The organism is Terrabacter sp. GCM10028922 (assembly GCF_042666095.1).
In the GTDB taxonomy this organism is placed as follows: domain Bacteria; phylum Actinomycetota; class Actinomycetes; order Actinomycetales; family Dermatophilaceae; genus Terrabacter.
The window spans coordinates 206503-224659 of sequence record NZ_JBHTFG010000036.1 but is presented as its reverse complement, the minus strand read 5'-3'; the positions used below and the strand labels follow the sequence as shown (position 1 = coordinate 224659).

Genomic DNA, 18157 nt, shown 5'->3' with positions numbered 1-18157 from the left:
GACCCGGGCTGGTGTCACCAGTACCCGGCCTTCGTCAACCACGCGGCGATCACCCACGAGCGTGAAGCCACTCGAGGTGATGGGCGAGGACATCTCACGCGCAGCCATGCGCGGCCCGGGCGTGGGTAGTCTCTGCGCCATGGTGACGCCGGGCGCGCAGACGCCACCCATGGGGTGGAACAGCTGGGACTGCTTCGGGACGTCGGTCACCGAGGCCGAGGTCCTTGCCAACGCCGAGTTCATGGCCGAGCGGCTCCTGCCGCTGGGCTGGAACACGGTCGTGGTGGACATCCAGTGGCACGACCCGGGCGCGGTCGCCGGCACCTACAACGTGGACGCCGACCTCCGCCTGGATGCGTACGGGCGACCCGTCCCGGCGGAGAACCGGTTCCCCTCAGCAGGCGGCGGTGCCGGGTTCGGACCGCTTGCGGACCGAGTCCACGCGCTCGGGCTGCGGTTCGGCGTCCACCTGATGCGCGGCATACCTCGGCGGGCCGTCGCGGCCGGCCTCCCCGTCGAGGGGACCGGCAGCACGGCCGCCGACGTCGCCGACCCGTCCTCGACGTGCGACTGGAACGGCGACAACGTCGGGATCGACCACGACCATCCCGACGCGCAGGCGTACTACGACTCCGTCTGCGCCCTTCTCGCGCAGTGGGGAGTGGACTTCGTCAAGGTCGACGACATGCTCGGGCCCTACCACGAGCGGGAGATCGCGGCCTTCTCGCGCGCGGTGCGAGGCTGCGGGCGCCCGATGGTCCTGAGCCTGTCGCCCGGGCGCGAGCTGTCGGTCTCGCACGCAGACCACCTGCGTGGGCACGCCGACATGTGGCGCGTGTCCGACGACCTCTGGGACCGGTGGGAGGACGTGCACGACCAGTTCGCCCGCATGGCGTCCTGGACGGGCCACGCCGGGCCGGGCAGCTGGCCCGACGCGGACATGCTTCCCTTGGGCCACATCGGGATCCGCGCCGAGCGCGGGCCCGAGCGCCAGAGCCGTCTCACGCCCGACGAGCAGCGCACCATGATGACGCTGTGGTGCGTCTCCAGGTCGCCGCTCATGTTCGGCGGTCATCTGCCGAGCACGTCCGACGAGACGCTGAGCCTGCTGACGAACGACGAGGTGCTCGCCGTGCACCGCGCGAGCTCCGGCAACCGAGAGGTGATGCGGCGTGGCGACCAGGTCATCTGGGCAGCCCACGCCGAGGACCGGCAGGGTCGATACCTCGCGGCCTTCAACCTCGGCCCCGAGCCGACCGAGGTCGTCATCGACTCGGCAACCGTCGGCGATCGGTCGAGCGAGGTGCGGGACCTCTGGCTGCACGAACCACTGTCCCTCGGCGCCGACGGGTCCCTGACGCTGGAGCTCCCGTCGCACGGCAGCGCCCTGCTGCACGTCGCCGCTCGCGCGAGCGCGTAGCCAGACTGCATCCTGCTCGCTGCCCTCCTCAGGAGGGTCAGCGGGTGCCCTCCGTGTGGTCGTGCGTCAGGGCTGCCTCCAGCGCGAACGTGGCCGCTCCGCGTGCCACCGGGTTGCCGGTGCCCGACCGCACGCTGAACTCGACAGCGGCCAGCGGCCGGACGAGGGCGTGTGACTCGGCATCGCGACGCGCAGCCGCGAGCAGTGCGTCGCCGAGCAGGTCGCTGACCCAACCCACGAGGACGACGGCGTCGGGGTTGACCACGTTGACGAGGCTGCCGAGCCCGGCGCCCAGGTAGCGACCTCCCGCGTGGACGGCCGCGATCGCGGCCGGGTCTCCTGCCGCGAACGACCGGGCGAGCTCGGTGATCGCCTCGGTCTGGCCCAGGCGCAGGGCGCGGTGACGGGGGTCGGCCTCCTGGAGGTGGCGCAGCAGTCCGGGTGCCCCGACGTAGGCCTCGACGCACCCGCTCGAGCCGCAGCGGCAGGCCCATCCGTCGAGCACCACGGTCGTGTGGCCCCATTCGCCTGCACTGTTGGAGGTGCCGCGGTAGAGGTCGCCACCGAAGGCGAGACCGGCCCCGACGCCGGTACCGAGGTTGACGACGGCCAGGTTCTTGCCGCCGAGCCCCGGTTCGCGCCAGAGCTCGCTCACGACGAGCGCGCGCAGGGGGTTGTCGAGGTGCACCGGGTGGTTGAACTGCTCAGCGAGCATGCGGCGCACCGGGACCTGGCGCCAGGCCCAGTTGGGCGCGAACACCGAGACGCCGTCGGCATCGTCGACGAGCCCGGGCACGCAGATGCCCACTCCTCTGACCTGGTCGCCGTTCGCGCGGTCGGACAGCAGGCGCACGAGCTCGGCGATCTGCTGCACGACACCCGCCGGGTCGCCCACCGGTTCGACGACTGCCACGCGCTCGTCGGCGCGTGCGTCGAGCGCCGCGTCGAAGAGCGCCGCATGGATGTAGGTCTCGGCGACGTCGACGCCGATGAACAGGCCGAAGGCCGGGTTCACGGTCAGCCGGGTCAGCGGGCGGCCGGTGGCACGTCGGACGGTCTCCGACTCGGTCAGCAGGTCGAGCGCGATGAGCTCGGAGACGATGCTCGCCACGGTCGCCATGCTGAGGCTCGACGCCGTCACGATCTCCTGGCGGCTCACGGGGCCGCCGACGGAGACACGCCGGAGCACCTCGAAGAGGTTGCCGCGGCGGATGTCTGCTGCGGAACGGGCGGTCATGACCCTCCACTGGTGAGGCCGTGGACGGACCTCCGTTCGGCCGGCAGCGACTCGTCCGTGCCGTGCGTCGTCAGCCTAACCGCCGCCTGCGATCCCGTCCGGAGATGCCGGCGCGGCCCGTGGGACGAGGCCGGAGGGTGGCGGCGTTCCGAGCGGAACGGCATACGGCGTCCCTACCTTCTCCGGGTGCGGGCGCCTTCGCTCCGTCCGAGGAGCGGGGTCCCATCAGGTGGACCGCAGCTCTGGCGCGGTGATTAATTCCAATGGTAATAATAACCCACAGAGAAGGTCGGCGCACCGGCGCGTCCGACCTCCGGTCCGCAAGGAGGCAGGCCATGGCCATCGGAACGACGCACGTGACGCGCAGGGGATTCCTCGGGTTCGGCGCCGCGGCAGTCGGAGTCATCACGCTCACCGCGTGCGGCGCCGACAGCGACGCAGGGAGCAAGGGCGGCGGCGGGCCGCTCGTCATGACGGTGTGGGGTGGTGAACCCGACAAGAAGGCCTACCAGCAGCGCATCGACCTGCTCGTCAAGAAGTACCCGGACCTGTCGGTCAAGCTGCAGCTGATCCCTTCGGACGCGTACGCCCAGAAGGTGCAGACCATGATCGCCGGCGGGTCGGGGCCGGACATCATGGAGGTCGCCGAGAACGTCAACGTCTACTCGAGCAAGAACCAGCTGCTCCCGCTCGACGAGCTCGCCACGAAGGCGGGGCTCGACCTCGAGAAGCGTTTCGGCAGCATCGGCAAGCTGTACTCGTACCAGGACAAGGTCTACGCGATCCCCGACCGCTCGGGCGCGATGATCGTCTACTACGACAAGGCCGCCTTCGAGAAGGCTGGCCTCGGCACGCCGGGACCCGACTGGGACTGGGCGAAGATCCTCGGGGCGTTCGAGAGCGTCACCGTCCCCGGCAAGACCTGGGGCTACGCCGGCGCCGGCTGGTGGGCCCAGTGGTGGAGCTTCGTCTACCAGAACGGTGGCGCGATCATCGACCCGTCGACGGGCAAGCCCACGGTCACCAGCGACGCGGTCATCGAGGCACTCCAGTGGGCCGGTGACCTGACGTTCAAGAACAAGGTCGTCCCCACGAAGGAGCAGTACGCCGACATGGGTGCCGACATCGGCGGTGACCAGGCCTTCGCCGGCGGCAAGGTCGCCGTGAACACGACGGGCTTCTGGGCGATCAGCGGGCTCAAGGACAGCAAGGTCGACTGGGACATCGCACCGCTGTGGCGCGGCAAGGACCAGGCGGTGACCGCCTTCGGCAGCGGCCTTGCCATCTCGCGCACCTCCAAGAACCCGGATGCCGCCTTCAAGGCCATCGAGTTCCTCACCTCCGCGGAGGCGCAGAAGGTCATCATCGACACCGGCCAGGACGTGCCGGCCAACATCGAGGTGCAGAAGAGCGACGCCTTCCTCAAGCCCAGCTGGATGACGAAGCCGGTCGACATGACGGCCTTCGCGAAGTCGAGCGAGTTCGTCTACCGCGCCCCGTTCATCCCCGAGTGGAACGAGATGCAGAAGGCCTTCGACGACGGCCTGGCGGACTTCTGGCTCGGCAAGCAGGACGCCAAGAGCGCCCTGACAGCGATCCAGTCGCAGCTGGAGACCATCGTCAAGCCTGCGGGGTGAGGTCATGAGCGTCACCACGCTGGGGCGCACGCCGCCACCCGCCGTCGACGAGGGCCCCCCGCCCAAGCGCACCCGCCACCGGCTGAGCCCGCGCGCCCGCCGGGAGGCCATGTGGTTCTACCTCTTCGTCTCGCCGTGGCTGGTGGGTTTCCTCGTGTTCCTCCTCGGCCCCATGATCGCCTCGGTGTACCTCTCGATGACCGAGTGGGACACGTTCACCGAGCCGGTGTGGGTCGGCTTCCAGAACTACGTCACGCTCCTGCGGCACGACCCGGTCTTCTGGAAGGCCCTCTGGAACACGCTCTACTACGCGGCGATCTCCGTGCCGCTCGGGCTGGCACTCGGGCTGTGGCTGGCGAACCTGCTCAACAAGCAGGTGCGTGGGCAACGCGCCTTCCGGACGCTCATCTACCTGCCGACCCTCGTGCCGCTGGTCGCGACGGCGATGATCTTCAAGATGGTGCTGGCGCCGTCGGGGCCGCTCAACCAGCTCCTCGGGTTCTTCGGGATCTCCGGTCCGGCCTGGCTGCTCGACAGCACCTGGGTCAAGCCGGCCCTCATCGTGCTGTCGGTGTGGGGCGCGGGCGGCGCCACGGTGCTGCTGCTCGCCGCGATGCGCGGCATCCCGCGCGAGCTGTACGAGGCCGCGGAGGTCGACGGGGCAGGCCCCATCCGGCAGTTCTGGAGCATCACCGTGCCCCAGCTGACGCCCATCATCTTCTTCAACCTGGTGATGGGCCTGATCGGGGCCTTCCAGATCTTCTCGCAGGTGTACATCCTGACCAAGCCCGTGGGCGGGCCGAACAACTCGAGCCAGATGATGGTGCCGCTGCTGTTCAACGAGGCGTTCTCCTTCTACCACATGGGGTACGCGTCGGCGATCTCCTGGCTGCTGTTCGCCGTGATCCTGGTGTTCACGCTGCTCGCCTTCCGCACCACGCGGAAATGGGTGTTCTACGAGACGGAGGTGCGCTGATGTCAGTGCTGACCCAGGCCCAGACGACAGCGGCCGACGTGGCTTCGGGCCCCGGCAAGGGCACCCGGATCCTGCGTGCCTTCCGGGCGACGCCCTTCACCTACGCGACGCTGACCGTGGTGTCGGCGCTGCTGTCGGTGCCCCTGGTGTTCGTCGTGTCGATCGCCCTCTCCAGCGACGAGACGGTCAATGCCAACACCTTCACGGTGCTGCCCCACGAGTTCCACTGGGAGAACTTCGTGCGCGTGTTCGGCACGGACCTGCCGATGGGCCGGTTCCTGCTGAACTCGGTGCTCATCTCGGTCGGGGCGGTGGTGGGCCAGGTGCTCTCCAGCGGCCTCGTCGGGTATGCGTTCGCGCGCCTGCGCGCGCCGGGCAAGAACGTCCTCTTCATGGTCGTCATCGCCACGATGATGATCCCCGCCCAGATCACGATGATCCCGCAGTTCCTGCTCTTCAAGGAGCTCGGCTGGGTGAACACGTTCCTGCCGCTCATCGTGCCGAACTTCTTCTCGAACGCCTTCAACGTCTTCCTCGTGCGGCAGTTCGTCTCACGGCTGTCGAGCGACATCGACGAGGCGGCGATGGTCGACGGCCTGGGCTTCTTCGCCGTCTACTGGCGCATCATGCTGCCCATGCTGTGGCCGATCCTCATCGCCATCGGCATCTTCACCCTGACGCACGCCTGGGGTGACTTCATGGGACCGCTGATCTACCTCAACGACGAGTCGAAGATGCCGCTGTCGCTCGGCGTGCAGTACATCACCAGCACGTCGCAGGCCCTGCAGGCTCCACCCTGGAACTCCGTCATGGTCGGTTCCATCCTGCTGACCGTGCCGATGATCGCCGTCTACTACTTCGGCCAGCGCTACCTCTACGAGATGGACATCAGCGGCGGCAGCGCGGGTGTCAAGTGACGGCGGGGACGACGAGTCGTGCCGTGACCGACACGAAGGTTGACGCGAGCCCGGACACGGTGACGGTGCCGTCGGTGGCGGTCGACGCCGACGGCATCGCCATCGACGGCACGCCTCGCACCCTGCTCTGTGCATCGCTGTTCTACTTCCGCCTGCCGCGGCAGGAGTGGCGCCGGCGACTCGAGCAGGTGCGCGACTCGGGGTACCACTGCATCGACGTCTACCTGCCCTGGAACTTCCACGAGCTCGCGCCGGGTGAGTGGGCGTTCGAGGGTCGCCGGGACGCCGCCGCCTTCCTCGACCTCGCAGGCGAGGTGGGGCTCATGGTCATCGCGCGACCAGGGCCGTACATCTGCTCCGAGTGGGACGGCGGTGGTCTGCCGGCCTGGCTCGGCCTCGACCCGGACCTGCGCGTGCGCCAGAACGATGTGGCCTTCCTGGCCCACGTCCGGCGGTGGTTCGACCGGGTCATGCCGATGCTCGCTGCCCGTCAGCACCACGACGGCGGCCCGGTCGTGATGGTGCAGCTGGAGAACGAGCTCGACTTCTTCGACTGCTCGGACCGCGCCGGCTACATCGCGGCCCTGCGCGACCTGGCCCTCGAGCACGGGATCACCGTGCCGCTCGTCGCCTGCGCCGGGCAGGGCGACCTGCAGGGAGCCACCGGTGAGGTCCACGGGGTCATCCCCGCGTTCAACTTCTACCCCGCGGACGACAGCCCCGACATCGAGCCGGAGGTGCGCCACTACGCCGAGCTGGCGCGTGGCCGGGGCCTGCCGCTCCTCGTCACCGAGACCAACCGGAGCCACCGCACGCTGCGGCGGCTGCTGGCGAGCGGCGCCTCGTTCATCGCCCCGTACCTGCAGTCGTCGGGGTGGAACTTCGGCTTCACGCCGGCGACCGGAAACTGGGGCGAGCCGGGCAGCTTCATGAGCCACGGGTACGACTTCGGCGGCTACGTCTCGTCGACGGGGGCCACCCGAGCCGAGTACGTCGAGGCCCAGGTGCTCGCTCAGGTGATCGACACGCTCGGCCCCCGGCTCGCCCGGTCACGCCCCGCCGATCCCGTGACGGCGGTGCGGCTCAGCGCCGAGTTCCCCACGAGCAGTGCACCATCCGCGTTGGACCTGAGCGGGGGAGGGCGGCTGCTGGCCGTGCCGAACCTCGCAGACGAGGCCGGCACCGCAACCGTCCAGCTCCTCGACGGCGCCGCGACGTTCATCGTGGCGGGCGGTGCGGCGCCTCTCGTCCTGCTCGACCTCCCGCTCGACGGCTGGGGCGTCGACGCCACGATGGCGCTCGCCAGCGCGGACCTCGTCGCGGTGGCCGCAGAGCCGGGAAGGCTCGAGCTCACGTTCGCGTCGGAGGTGCCGGTGACGGTGGTGCTCCGCGGTCTGCACGAGGTCGTCGCCCCGAGCGGCGGCCCGGTGACGACCGCGGGGGACCGTGCCACTGTCACGCTGGCAGCGCCCGAGCCGGGCACCCCCGCGCACACGTTCGTCGTCGGCACCGACGGATCGGGCAGGGCGGTCGAGGTGCACCTGCGCGCGCGCACCATGCCGGGCACCCCGGCCGCTCCCGAGCCGGGGGCCGACGGGGGGCGCACTCGCCAGGACCCAGCCCTGACGGACGTCGTCGTGTCGCGGGTGAACGTCCGGACCGGCGGGCCCGAGGCGCACGTGACGTACGCCCCGGGCGTCCCACCGCCGTTGGAGGCGCTCGGCGTCCACCGTGGCCGAGGCACGTATGCCACCACCGCGGACCTCACCGACGTCTCCGAGCTGCTCGTGTTCGGTGCCTGCGACGTGCTCGACCTGAGCGTTGGCGACGTGAGCCTGCCGTCGGCCGCGACGTTCGGTGCGACACAGCGCGTGGATGTCGGTGCGGCACAAGGGGACACGGCCATCACGGCGGTCGTCGAGATCTGGGGCCACCCCAACTTCGACGACGCGCGGCTGCCGGCCCTGCGCCTCGGCGGGCTGCGAGGGCTCGGCTCGGTGTGGGCCGTCCGAGGCGTCCGCGAGGTCACCGCCCTGTGGCGCGTGCTCCCAGAGGGACAGTGGGCCGGGCCTCCCGCCCCGATCCGTGCGCTCGGCGGCTGGAGCAGCACCAGGGTCGGCGCCCCGGTCACCTACGAACGCGACCTCGGCCTCGACCCGGGGCACGAGCACGCCCTCCACCTCGAAGGGCTGCGGGAGCCGGCGCTCGTGCGTGTCGACGCAGGGACGCCGCGGACCGTGACGGCCGAGGACCCCTGGCTGCTCCTGCCCGCGGGCAGCGGGTCCAGCGTCGCCGTGACACTGCCTCACGACCCGAGCCGCCCAGCGCTGCGGGCACAGGTCCTCCGGGTGACCAACGTGGAGCGATGGTCCTGCGGCGCCGAGCCCGACACGGTGCTCACGCAGTACGCCGCCCGCCCGCCGGGGGACGGCGACGTGGTCGACCTGCCGCTGACCCTCGAACCCGGCACGGAGCTCTGGCTCGACGTCGACGTCCCCGTCCTGACGGGAGGGCACGTCATCGAGGTCGACGGCGACGGCCTGCGCGTCACCGCCTGGGCCGGTGGCGAGTGCCTCGGCCGTTTGTGGACCGGAGGCGCCGGGCGCCCGCGGTTCACCGGCGGCGACCCCGACCGCCTCTGGCTCCCGGCAGCCTGGACCGTCCACGCCTCACGTCTCACACTGGCGGTGCGTGGCACCCGCGGCAGCCACTCGTCCACGTTGAACGCCATCCGGCTCGCGCCTGCCCCCGGCTGAACGCGCGCGCCGCCCTGACATCCGACCGACTCGACCCGAGGACACCGCATGAGCGAGCGCGCTGCTGCGCCCGAGAACGCAGACCCCCGCCCACGACGATTCGAGATCGGCGCCGAGAGCTTCCTGCTCGACGGCGACCCGATGCGGGTCATCGCCGGTGCCCTGCACTACTTCCGGGTGCACCCGGGCCAGTGGGCCGACCGCATCGCGAAGGCGAAGATGCTGGGGCTCAATGCGATCGAGACGTACGTCCCGTGGAACGCCCACGAGCCGCAGCCGGGGCAGGTGAGCTTCGACGGCCAGCTCGACCTCCCGCGCTTCCTCGATCTCGTCGCGGAGGCGGGCCTGCTCGCCATCGTCCGGCCGGGGCCCTACATCTGCGCCGAGTGGGACGGCGGCGGCCTTCCCGGCTGGCTCTTCCGCGACCCGGCCGTGGGTGTTCGCACCAGCGAGGAGGTGTACCTGCGGGCCGTGCGCGCCTGGTTCGAGACGCTGCTGCCCGTCGTCGCGCAACGGCAGGTGACCCGCGGCGGGCCCGTGATCCTGCTGCAGGTCGAGAACGAGTACGGCGCCTACGGCGACGACGACGTCTACCTCAAGTCGATCGTGTCGATCATGCGCGAGGCCGGTATCGAGGTACCGCTGGTCACGTGCGACCAGGCCGACCCGACGATGTTCGACCGGGGTGGGCTCCGCGACGTGCACAAGACGGCGACCTTCGGGTCGCGCTCGCCCGAGCGTCTGGCCATCCTGCGCGAGGCCCAGCCCGACGGGCCGCTCATGTGCATGGAGTACTGGAACGGCTGGTTCGACCACTGGGGCGCTCCCCACCACGTCACCGACGCCGCCGCGCAGGCCGCCGACCTCGACGACCTCCTCGCCGCCGGCGCGTCGGTCAACCTCTACATGGTGCACGGCGGCACGAACTTCGGCCTGACCAACGGCGCGAACGACAAGGGCATCTACCAGCCCACCGTGACGTCGTACGACTACGACGCGCCACTGTCGGAGGACGGCTGGCCGACGGCGAAGTACTGGGCCTTCCGCGAGGCGATCGCCAGGCACGCGGCCGTGCCGGACGAGGCTCCCGGCACCCGCCCCGTCGCCCCGACCCCCGCCCTGCGCCTCGAGCGGGCGGCGTCCCTCGCCTCCGTCGTCGAGCGCCTCGGGGAGCAGGTCGAGACGCCGCACGTGCCCACGTCGGACGAGCTCGGTCACTACCAGGGCTTCACGCTGTATGCCGTCGACCTGCCGGCTCGCTCCGCCCCGAGGCTGCTCTCGGTCGCCGAGGTGCGCGACCGCGCGGTCGTCGCGGTGGACGGGGTGCCCGTCGGCACGCTCTCGCGGGCTGACAAGGCATTCGGCCTGCCGATCCCGGCGGGCGGACCCGGAGAGCTCACCCTGCTCGTCGAGGACCAGGGCCGGGTCAACTACGGCACGCGCATCGGCGAGGCGAAGGGCGTCTTCGGCCCCGTGCTGCTCGACGACGAGGAGCTGCGTGGCTGGCGCACCCGCCCACTGGGGCTCGACCCCGCCGCGGTGCTGCCTTACGCGACGCCCGCCACGACGTCGGTGACCGGCCCCGCCTTCGCCGTCGCCTCCTTCGACCTCGAGAACACCGCCGACCTCCACCTCGACACCGGGGCGTGGGGCAAGGGGGTCGCCTGGGTCAACGGCTTCTGCCTCGGGCGCTACTGGAGCCGAGGCCCACAGCGCACCCTCTACGTGCCGGGACCCGCCACGCACCCGGGCGCCAACACCCTGGTGCTCTTCGAGCTGCACGGGGGTCGTGCCGAGGACCTGTCGTTCCGGCCTGCCCCCGACCTGGGACCGACGGAGATCTGACCGGTCCCGCCCGACGCGTCGGCATCCGCGCGGAGGAGGCTCTTCGCTTGCTCGTCGCACGCCCTGGGTACGGACCCAGAACGAGCACCGAGCAGCGTTCAGCGGTGCCGGTCGACGCGGAAGGACAGCACATGACGACGGTGGCCGAGCACATCATCACCTCGCTGGCCGACGCGGGAGTGACCCAGGTCTGGGGCGTCGTCGGTGACGCGCTCAACCCCCTCACGGACGCGATCCGCAGGGAGCACCGGATCGAATGGGTCGGGGTCCGGCACGAGGAGGTGGCAGCGTTCGCCGTGAGCGCCCAGGCTCAGCTGACCGGGACGTTGGGCGTATGCATGGGGACGGTCGGTCCGGGCTCGATCCACCTGCTCAACGGCCTGTACGACGCGAAGAAGTCGCGAGCTCCGGTTCTCGCGATCTGCGGACAGGTGCCCGGCTCCGAGATCGGGACCGACTTCTTCCAGGAGGTCGACAACAACGCCCTCTTCGCCGACGTGGCCCTGTGGTCCCAGAGCCTGACCTCGCCCGCGCAGCTGCCCCATCTGCTCGAGCAGGCAGTGAATGCCGCGTGCGCGGGACGGGGTGTATCGGTGCTCACCCTGCCGGGTGACGTCGGCGACCTCGAGGTGGCCAAGGGCACCATGGCGTCCTCGTTCGCGCCCCCGGCCCTGCCGTCGGCCGCCCCGGACGCACAGGTCGGCGCCGCCGTCATCGCCCTGGCGCACGACGTCCCGGTGACGCTGCTCGTGGGGTGCGGTGCGCGTGAGGCGCGACGCGAGGTGCTGGAGCTCGCCGAGGCCCTCGGGGCGCCGATGGTGCTGACGCTCAAGGGCAAGGAGGGCCTCGAGCGCGACAACCCGTTCCAGGTCGGCCAGTCAGGTCTGATCGGCAACCCGGCAGCCGCCAAGGCGATGGACGAGTGCGAGGTCCTCGTGATGATCGGTACCGACTTCCCGTACCGGGACTGGTACCCGACGGGCAAGACCGTCATCCAGCTCGACTCCCGCGGGGAGCACGTCGGACGTCGGACCCCCGTGCAGCATGCACTCGTCGGTGACGCGGCGGCGACGCTCAGGCTGCTCCTCCCGCGCCTCGACCGGCGGACCGACCGCGGGCACCTCGACGCAGCCGTGACCGCATACGCCGACTGGTGCGAGCGGCAGCAGGCGCTGCTCGACCCCCGGCACGACCAGCGGCTGCTCGGCCGCGTGCGCGCCGTGTTCGACAACCCCGACGAGCGCATCCGGCCGGAGGCGGTGGCCGCCGCCATCGACCGGCTCGCCCCCGACACGACGATCTTCACGAGCGACACCGGCATGTCGACCGCCTGGGCCGCGCGCTTCGTGACGATGCGCGGCACCCGGCGGCTCCTCGGCTCCTACAACCTCGGCTCCATGGCGAACGCGCTGCCGATGGCGCTGGGCGCCCAGGCGCTCGACCGCGCGCGGCCGGTCGTCGCGCTCGCGGGCGACGGCGGGCTGATGATGCTGCTCGGTGACCTGCGGACGGCCGTCACGTACTCGCTGCCGGTGGTCGTGGTCGTCTTCGACAACGGCAGCCTCGGGATGGTCAAGCTCGAACAGGAGCAGGGCGGCCTGCCCGAGTTCGGCACGGCGCTGGACAACCCGGACCTGGCTGCTGTGGCAGCGGCCATGGGACTGGCCAGCCGACGGGTCACCGAACCGGCACAGCTCGACGACGCGGTCGGGTGGGCGCTCGGGCAGGGCGGGCCCGTGCTGCTCGACGTCGTGACCAACCCCGAGGAGGTGGCGGTTCCGCCGAGGCCGACGGTCGCGCAGGGATGGGGCTTCGCGATCGCCAAGGCGAAGGAGACCTTCGAGAGCCGCTAGACGTTCCGGGGCCGGGTGCGGTCGGGGCTCGGCGGGCAGCCCCCCGGCATCACGATGGTGCGCGACGGTCGGGACTAGTGCTCCTCGGACATGCTCCACATCGTCCAGAGCTCGGTCCGCATGCGGCGCGGCTGGCGCAGCGTGTAGACGACCGCCTCCGCGATGTCCCGGGGCTCCATGAAGGGACCCTGGGACGGCGCGCGGTCGCCGAACCGTCCGTCAGCGGCGGCGAAGGCGGTGTTGACGCCCGCTGGTGCGATCGTCGTCGTCCGGATGCCTTCGCTCCGCAGCTCGCGGTCGAGCGCGTAGCCCAGGTTGATCTGCGCGCCCTTGGTGGCCGCATACACGGCCTCCTTCCCCCCGCCGATCATCAGCCCGGCGACAGAGCCGATGATGACGATGTCGCCGCCGTCGCCCTGGGCCCGGAACTGCCGGACCGCAGCCCGGGCGAGCCACACCGTGCCCTTGACGTTGACGTCGACCATGAGCCCGACCTCGTCGGCGGAGTAGTCGAGGAGGCCGCCGTAGAACCCGATGGCCGCGTTGGCGACGACCGAGTCGACCCGGCCGAAGGCGTCGACGCCGGCCGCGACGAGGGCATCGCCCGTCGCCTCGTCGCGGACGTCCCCGACGCTGATGGCCACCCGGCTCTCGTCCCACTCCTCGCGGAGCGAGGCGAGCGATCCCGGCCGCAGGTCCCCGGCGACCACGCGGCCGCCCGCCTTGAGGACGAGCCGGGCGATCGCCCCTCCGATCCCGCCGCCGGCGCCGGTGACGACGACGACGGCATCCTGCAGGCTCTGACCGTGCTGGCGCATGCCGTTCCTTCCTTCGTTGTGCGGGTTCGCCTCGCTCACTTGATCGCTCACTTGATCGCTCACGTGATCGCTCACTTGATCGCTCCCATCGACAGGCCGCGGACGAGCTGCTTCTGGGCGACCCAGCCGGCGATGACGACGGGCAGGGCCGCGATGGTCGCCGCCGCGGACAGCACGGCGAGGAACTGGCCGCGTCCGTCGACGAAGCTGCCGAGGAACGGTGGTGTGGTGCGGGCCGAGGAGCTGGTCAGCAGCAGGGAGAGGAAGTACTCGTTCCACGAGAAGATGAAGCTGATGAGCGCGGCCGCCGCGATGCCGGGCAGGACCAGCGGCAGGACGATCCGAACGATCTCGCGGTAGAGCCCGGCACCGTCGACCCGGGCCGCCTCGATGATCTCGTAGGGCACCTCGAGGAAGAAGGACCGCATCATCCACACGGTCACCGGGAGGTTCATCGCGCCGTAGACGATCGCGAGCATGTAGATGTTGTCGAGCATCCCCATGGTCTTGAGGATCATGAACAGCGGCAGGACGATCGCCGCGAGCGGCATGAAGCGCGTCGAGATGAAGAAGGACAGGGCGCCCTCGACGTTCTTGACGCGGCGGATGCTCAGGGCGTAGGCCGCCGGCACGGCGAGCACGACCGAGATGATCGTGGCGGTGACCGAAGCTGTGAGGGAGTTCTGCAGGTAGCCGACCATGCCCCGGTCCATCGCGAGCCGGTAGCCGTCGATCACCGGGGTGAAGAGCACCGTGGGGTTGACCGAGGAGGCCACCGACTCCGGCTTGAACGCGTTGATGAACATCCAGAGGACTGGGAAGAAGAAGACGAGCACCAGCGCCCAGGTGAGGACGTTGACCAGTGCGTTCTTGAGTGGGGTGCTCATCGGCTGCCTCCTGCCATGAAGACCTTGAAGAGGGTTTTGAGGGCGACCGTCGCCACGATGACCGTGAGGATGACGGTGACGACGCCGTATGCCGCCGCCTGCCCGACGTCGAGCCCGATGAAGGCGCGCTCGTAGAGCAGGTAGGCGAGGGTCTTGGTGCCACCGGTGCCCTTGGTGAGGATCGCGATGGGGTCGAAGACCTGCAGGATGATCACCGAGCCGAGGAGAACACCGATCTCGATGTACATCCGCAGGTGCGGCAGCGTGATCCACGTGAAGGTCCGCCACGGGCCCGCGCCGTCCACCTGGGCGGCCTCGAGCGTCTCCTTGGACTGCCCCTGCAGACCGGCAAGCAGGATCAGCATCATGAACGGCGTGAACTGCCAGGTGAGCACGATGACGACGGTGGCGAGCGGGTAGTCGGTGCTCCAGGACACCGCGTCCAGCCCGAGGGTCCGCAGCACCCAGTTGACCATGCCGATGTTCGTGTCGAACATCGAGTACTTCCAGATCAGCGCGGCCGCGGCGGGCATGACGAGGAACGGGGTGATCATCAGCGTGCGCGCGATGGCGCGACCCGGCAGCTTCCGGTCCAGGAGCATCGCGAAGAGCAGGCCGAGCAGCAGCGACAGCACGACCGACAGCGCGGTGATGAGCACGGTCGCCACGACGGAGGGCCACAGCTCACCGGACGTCAGGGCGGTCCAGTAGTTGTCGAGACCGCTGAAGCCGCGGTCGTTGGGGTAGAGCAGGTTCCACTTCATCGTCGAGAAGCCGATGGTGACGAGGAACGGGATCTGCGTGAGCAGGACGAGGAAGATGACGGCCGGGAGGAGCAGACCGCGGTTGGTCCGCAGCTGCTTGCGCCGGACGCGGCGACGGTCTCTCGCGGTGGTCGCCACGACCTCGTCGAGGTCGGTGCGCGGGGTCTGGGTGGTCGTGGTCATGTCGACTCTCTTCGTGACCGGGGGATGAGGTGCGACCTGGAGGCAGGTCTGGGCGGTACCGGAGGAGGGTGGCGCCGGGCGCGGCCCATGACCGGGCCCGGCGCCACCACTCACCCGGTGCCGCTCAATCGGTGCGGCTCAGACGGTGCGGCTCAGACGGTGCGGCTCACTGGTGCTTGTCGCCGGCTGCCTGGGCGTCGGCCTGACACTTGCCGAGCGCGTCGTCGACGGAGGAGCGGTTGGCCAGGTAGTCCGCGACGTACTGCGCGCACTTGTTGCCGACGTCCTGGAACTCGGGGATCGAGACGTACTGGATGCCGACCCAGGGCTGCGGGTTGACGCCGGGCTGCTTCGGGTTGACCGAGCTCATGACCTCGAGGGTGATCGGGGCGTAGGCCTTGGCGGCCTCCTTGTACTCCGGGATCGCATAGGTCGAGGTGCGTGAGCCCGGCGGGACGTTGGACCAGCCGATCTTCTGCCCCACGAGCTTGATGTAGTCCTTGCTCGTCGCCCACTTGACGAACGTGAGCGCGGCATCCTTGTGCTTCGTCGTGGCAGGGATGGCGAGGTTCCAGCTCCACAGCCAGCCGGACTCCTTGGTCTTGTCGACCGGCATGTGGGCGTAGCCCATCTTGCCCTTGACCGGGGAGTCGTCCGCCTCGAGCATCGACGCGGCCACGGAGGCGTCGGCCCACATCGCGGCCTTGCCCTCCTTGAGGGCGGTGAGGCACTCGTTGAAGCTGTAGGACACCGGGTCCTTCTCACCCGACTCGTCGAGCATCGTCTTGTAGAAGGTCACGGCGTTCTTCCACTCCGGGGTGTCGACCGTGGCGTTCCACTGGTCGTCGTACCAGTTGCCGCCGAAGGTCTGCACGACCGTGGTGAGCGGGGCGAAGAGGTCGCCCCAGCCCGGCTTGCCGCGCATGCAGATGCCGGCGGTCCCGGCGGTGTTGACCTTCTTCGCCGCGGCGGCCACCTCCTGCCAGGTGGGGTTGGCTCCGAGCGTGACCCCCGCCTTGCCCAGCAGCTCCTTGTTGTACATGAGGATCGAGGACTCGCCGTAGAACGGGACGGCGTAGAGCTTGCCGTCGTGCGTCAGTGCGTCGCGCACCGGCGGCAGGATGTCGTCCACGTCGTAGGAGGAGTCGGACCTGAGGTCCGAGGTCAGGTCCTGGAGCCAGCCGTTGGCGCCCCACTGCGGCGTCTCGTACGCACCGATCGTGACGATGTCGTACTGTCCGGCGCCGCTCGCGACGTCGGCGGTCACGGCGCTGCGCAGGTCGCTCTCCTCCATGACCTGGAAGTTGACCTTGACGCCCGGGTTCGCCGACTCGTACTCGGTCTTGAGCTTCTCCATGTCCTTCATCTGGCCGTTGTTCACGGTGGCCAGGTTCAGGGTGACGGAGCCGCCGGCGGCCCCCGTGTCGGCACCCGTCGAAACGGCTCCCGACGAGCACGCGGCCACCGACATCGTGAGCGCCACGAGGCCGGATCCGAGCGTCAGCATGCGCTTTCTCGCAAGCATTCCTAACTCCTTTGGTAGGCATGTCATCTCGTTCCGTCCGGCCCGACGCGTGTGCACGTCCGGGACGGGGCCACGCGACCTGGATGAGATGTCCGCCGTGGTTCTTGACTGGAACTTCCCGGAACGGTAATGAGCCGCTCGACAGGCCAACAAGAACCAACAGCCACCTGTTGTTGGTACTATTTTTCGCGCAGCACCAGCAGGGTTTCGACGCCTGGGCGCGAGCCTCGCACCGAGGCGCCGGCAGCCTCGTCACCGCTGCGAAGGAGACGACGATTTCGTATCAGTCCGGCCCCGTCCCTCCCCGCGGTCCCGCTCGGACGCGAGAGATGCCGTCAGCCCGAGAGGTGCCTGCCGGCATCTCGCTGGGTCCGACCATGCGCCGCGAGGTCATCCCTCCGCACCCCCAGGCGTCCGTGCGGGTCCTCACCCACGACTTCCCGAGTGAGATCTGCGGCTGGGGCTCTCATCCCGAGTACGAGATCCACCTCATCACCAAGACCCACGGCAGCTTCATCGCGGGCGACCACATCGGCACCTTCGGCCCGGGCCACGTGAGCCTCATGGGGCCCAACCTCCCGCACGACTGGGTCAGCGACCTCGCGGACGGGCAGGTGGCCGTCGACCGCGACGCCGTGATCCAGTTCAGCGACGAATGGGTTCGTGGAGCCATGGAGCACCTGCCTGAGCTCGCCGAGGTCTCAGAGATGCTGCACCGGTCCACCCGGGGGCTGGTCTTCTCCGGGGCCACCGCGTGGCGGGCTGCCGAGACCATCCTCGCCTGCGTGCACAGCCAGGGCGTCGAGCAGCTCGCCCATCTCTTCAGGCTGCTCGGCCTCTTCGCGCACGCGCCGTCGGACGAGTTCGAGGTCGTTGCGAGCGAGTGGATGGGGCGACCCACGGACGCCGCCTCCCGTGACGCCGGAGAGGCAGGGCTGAGCTACATCTTCGAGAACCTCACCGGCGACATCCGCCTGTCGACCGCAGCCCGGCTGGCCTACATGTCCGAGCCGACCTTCTCCAAGTACTTCAAGGCCGCCACCGGGATGACGTTCTCGAACATGGTCAAGAAGCTGCGGATCGCCTACGCCCGAAGGCTTCTCGACACGACCGAGCATGCCGTGGCCCAGATCGCGGGGATGAGCGGCTATCACAACATGGCGAACTTCAACCGTCAGTTCCTGGCCGAGGTCGGCACGACCCCGACCAGCTACCGGCGCCTCGAGACGGACCAGAAGCCACCGCCGGAGCTGTTCAGCCTCAACCGCCGGGCGCCGTCGGGCTCGAGCCCTCCGCCCCCGGGCACCTGACGTCCGCGCGACCGGCGCGCGCCCTGCGG

General features: G+C 70.0%; 13 protein-coding genes. 8 read left to right on the top strand and 5 right to left on the bottom strand.

Annotation, left to right across the window (positions count from 1 at the left end; all coding sequences use genetic code 11):
• Positions 1–139 precede the first annotated feature (139 nt).
• On the top strand, positions 140–1420 hold the full coding sequence (locus ACFQU3_RS23665; protein WP_385914397.1) for a glycoside hydrolase family 27 protein: 1281 nt from the start codon (positions 140–142) through the stop codon (positions 1418–1420).
• Between the two features lie 37 nt (positions 1421–1457).
• Here ACFQU3_RS23665 and ACFQU3_RS23660 read toward each other — a convergent pair whose 3' ends face one another.
• Positions 1458–2657, bottom strand: coding sequence for an ROK family protein (locus tag ACFQU3_RS23660; RefSeq protein ID WP_385914394.1), 1200 nt, complete (start codon positions 2655–2657; stop codon positions 1458–1460).
• A 335-nt stretch (positions 2658–2992) separates the two neighbouring features.
• On the opposite strand from ACFQU3_RS23660, the gene ACFQU3_RS23655 reads away from it, so the two are divergent.
• The 6 genes from ACFQU3_RS23655 to ACFQU3_RS23630 all read left to right on the top strand — a co-directional run bounded on the left by ACFQU3_RS23655 (position 2993) and on the right by ACFQU3_RS23630 (position 12641).
• Positions 2993–4294, top strand: coding sequence for an ABC transporter substrate-binding protein (locus ACFQU3_RS23655; protein WP_385914391.1), 1302 nt, complete (start codon positions 2993–2995; stop codon positions 4292–4294).
• 4 nt (positions 4295–4298) lie between these two features.
• A complete protein-coding gene (locus ACFQU3_RS23650; protein ID WP_385914389.1) occupies positions 4299–5270 on the top strand; it encodes a carbohydrate ABC transporter permease in 972 nt (323 codons plus the stop codon).
• Positions 5270–6187: a carbohydrate ABC transporter permease gene (locus ACFQU3_RS23645; RefSeq protein ID WP_385914386.1), complete on the top strand. Its 918-nt coding sequence runs from the start codon at positions 5270–5272 to the stop codon at positions 6185–6187. Before ACFQU3_RS23650 ends, ACFQU3_RS23645 begins: the two co-directional genes overlap by 1 nt.
• A gap of 23 nt (positions 6188–6210) precedes the next feature.
• On the top strand, positions 6211–8943 hold the full coding sequence (locus ACFQU3_RS23640; protein ID WP_385914384.1) for a beta-galactosidase: 2733 nt from the start codon (positions 6211–6213) through the stop codon (positions 8941–8943).
• Between the two features lie 48 nt (positions 8944–8991).
• Entirely contained in the window at positions 8992–10788 is a 1797-nt protein-coding gene (locus tag ACFQU3_RS23635) for a beta-galactosidase family protein (RefSeq protein ID WP_385914382.1), read from the top strand.
• Between the two features lie 131 nt (positions 10789–10919).
• Positions 10920–12641 carry a thiamine pyrophosphate-dependent enzyme gene (locus tag ACFQU3_RS23630; RefSeq protein WP_385914379.1) on the top strand — a complete coding sequence of 574 codons (1722 nt, stop codon included), beginning with the start codon at positions 10920–10922 and terminating at the stop codon, positions 12639–12641.
• A 74-nt stretch (positions 12642–12715) separates the two neighbouring features.
• Here ACFQU3_RS23630 and ACFQU3_RS23625 read toward each other — a convergent pair whose 3' ends face one another.
• The 4 genes from ACFQU3_RS23625 to ACFQU3_RS23610 all read right to left on the bottom strand — a co-directional run bounded on the left by ACFQU3_RS23625 (position 12716) and on the right by ACFQU3_RS23610 (position 16818).
• Entirely contained in the window at positions 12716–13459 is a 744-nt protein-coding gene (locus ACFQU3_RS23625) for an SDR family oxidoreductase (protein ID WP_385914376.1), read from the bottom strand.
• A gap of 71 nt (positions 13460–13530) precedes the next feature.
• Positions 13531–14346, bottom strand: coding sequence for a carbohydrate ABC transporter permease (locus tag ACFQU3_RS23620; protein WP_385914373.1), 816 nt, complete (start codon positions 14344–14346; stop codon positions 13531–13533).
• The gene (locus ACFQU3_RS23615; protein WP_385914372.1) at positions 14343–15293 is read right to left on the bottom strand and encodes a carbohydrate ABC transporter permease; all 951 of its coding nucleotides are present in this window, start codon (positions 15291–15293) and stop codon (positions 14343–14345) included. The genes ACFQU3_RS23620 and ACFQU3_RS23615 overlap by 4 nt, the downstream gene beginning before the upstream one ends.
• A 166-nt stretch (positions 15294–15459) precedes the next feature.
• Positions 15460–16818 carry an ABC transporter substrate-binding protein gene (locus tag ACFQU3_RS23610; protein WP_385914370.1) on the bottom strand — a complete coding sequence of 453 codons (1359 nt, stop codon included), beginning with the start codon at positions 16816–16818 and terminating at the stop codon, positions 15460–15462.
• Between the two features lie 329 nt (positions 16819–17147).
• On the opposite strand from ACFQU3_RS23610, the gene ACFQU3_RS23605 reads away from it, so the two are divergent.
• The gene (locus ACFQU3_RS23605; protein ID WP_385914368.1) at positions 17148–18128 is read left to right on the top strand and encodes an AraC family transcriptional regulator; all 981 of its coding nucleotides are present in this window, start codon (positions 17148–17150) and stop codon (positions 18126–18128) included.
• The last annotated feature ends 29 nt before the right edge of the window (positions 18129–18157 follow it).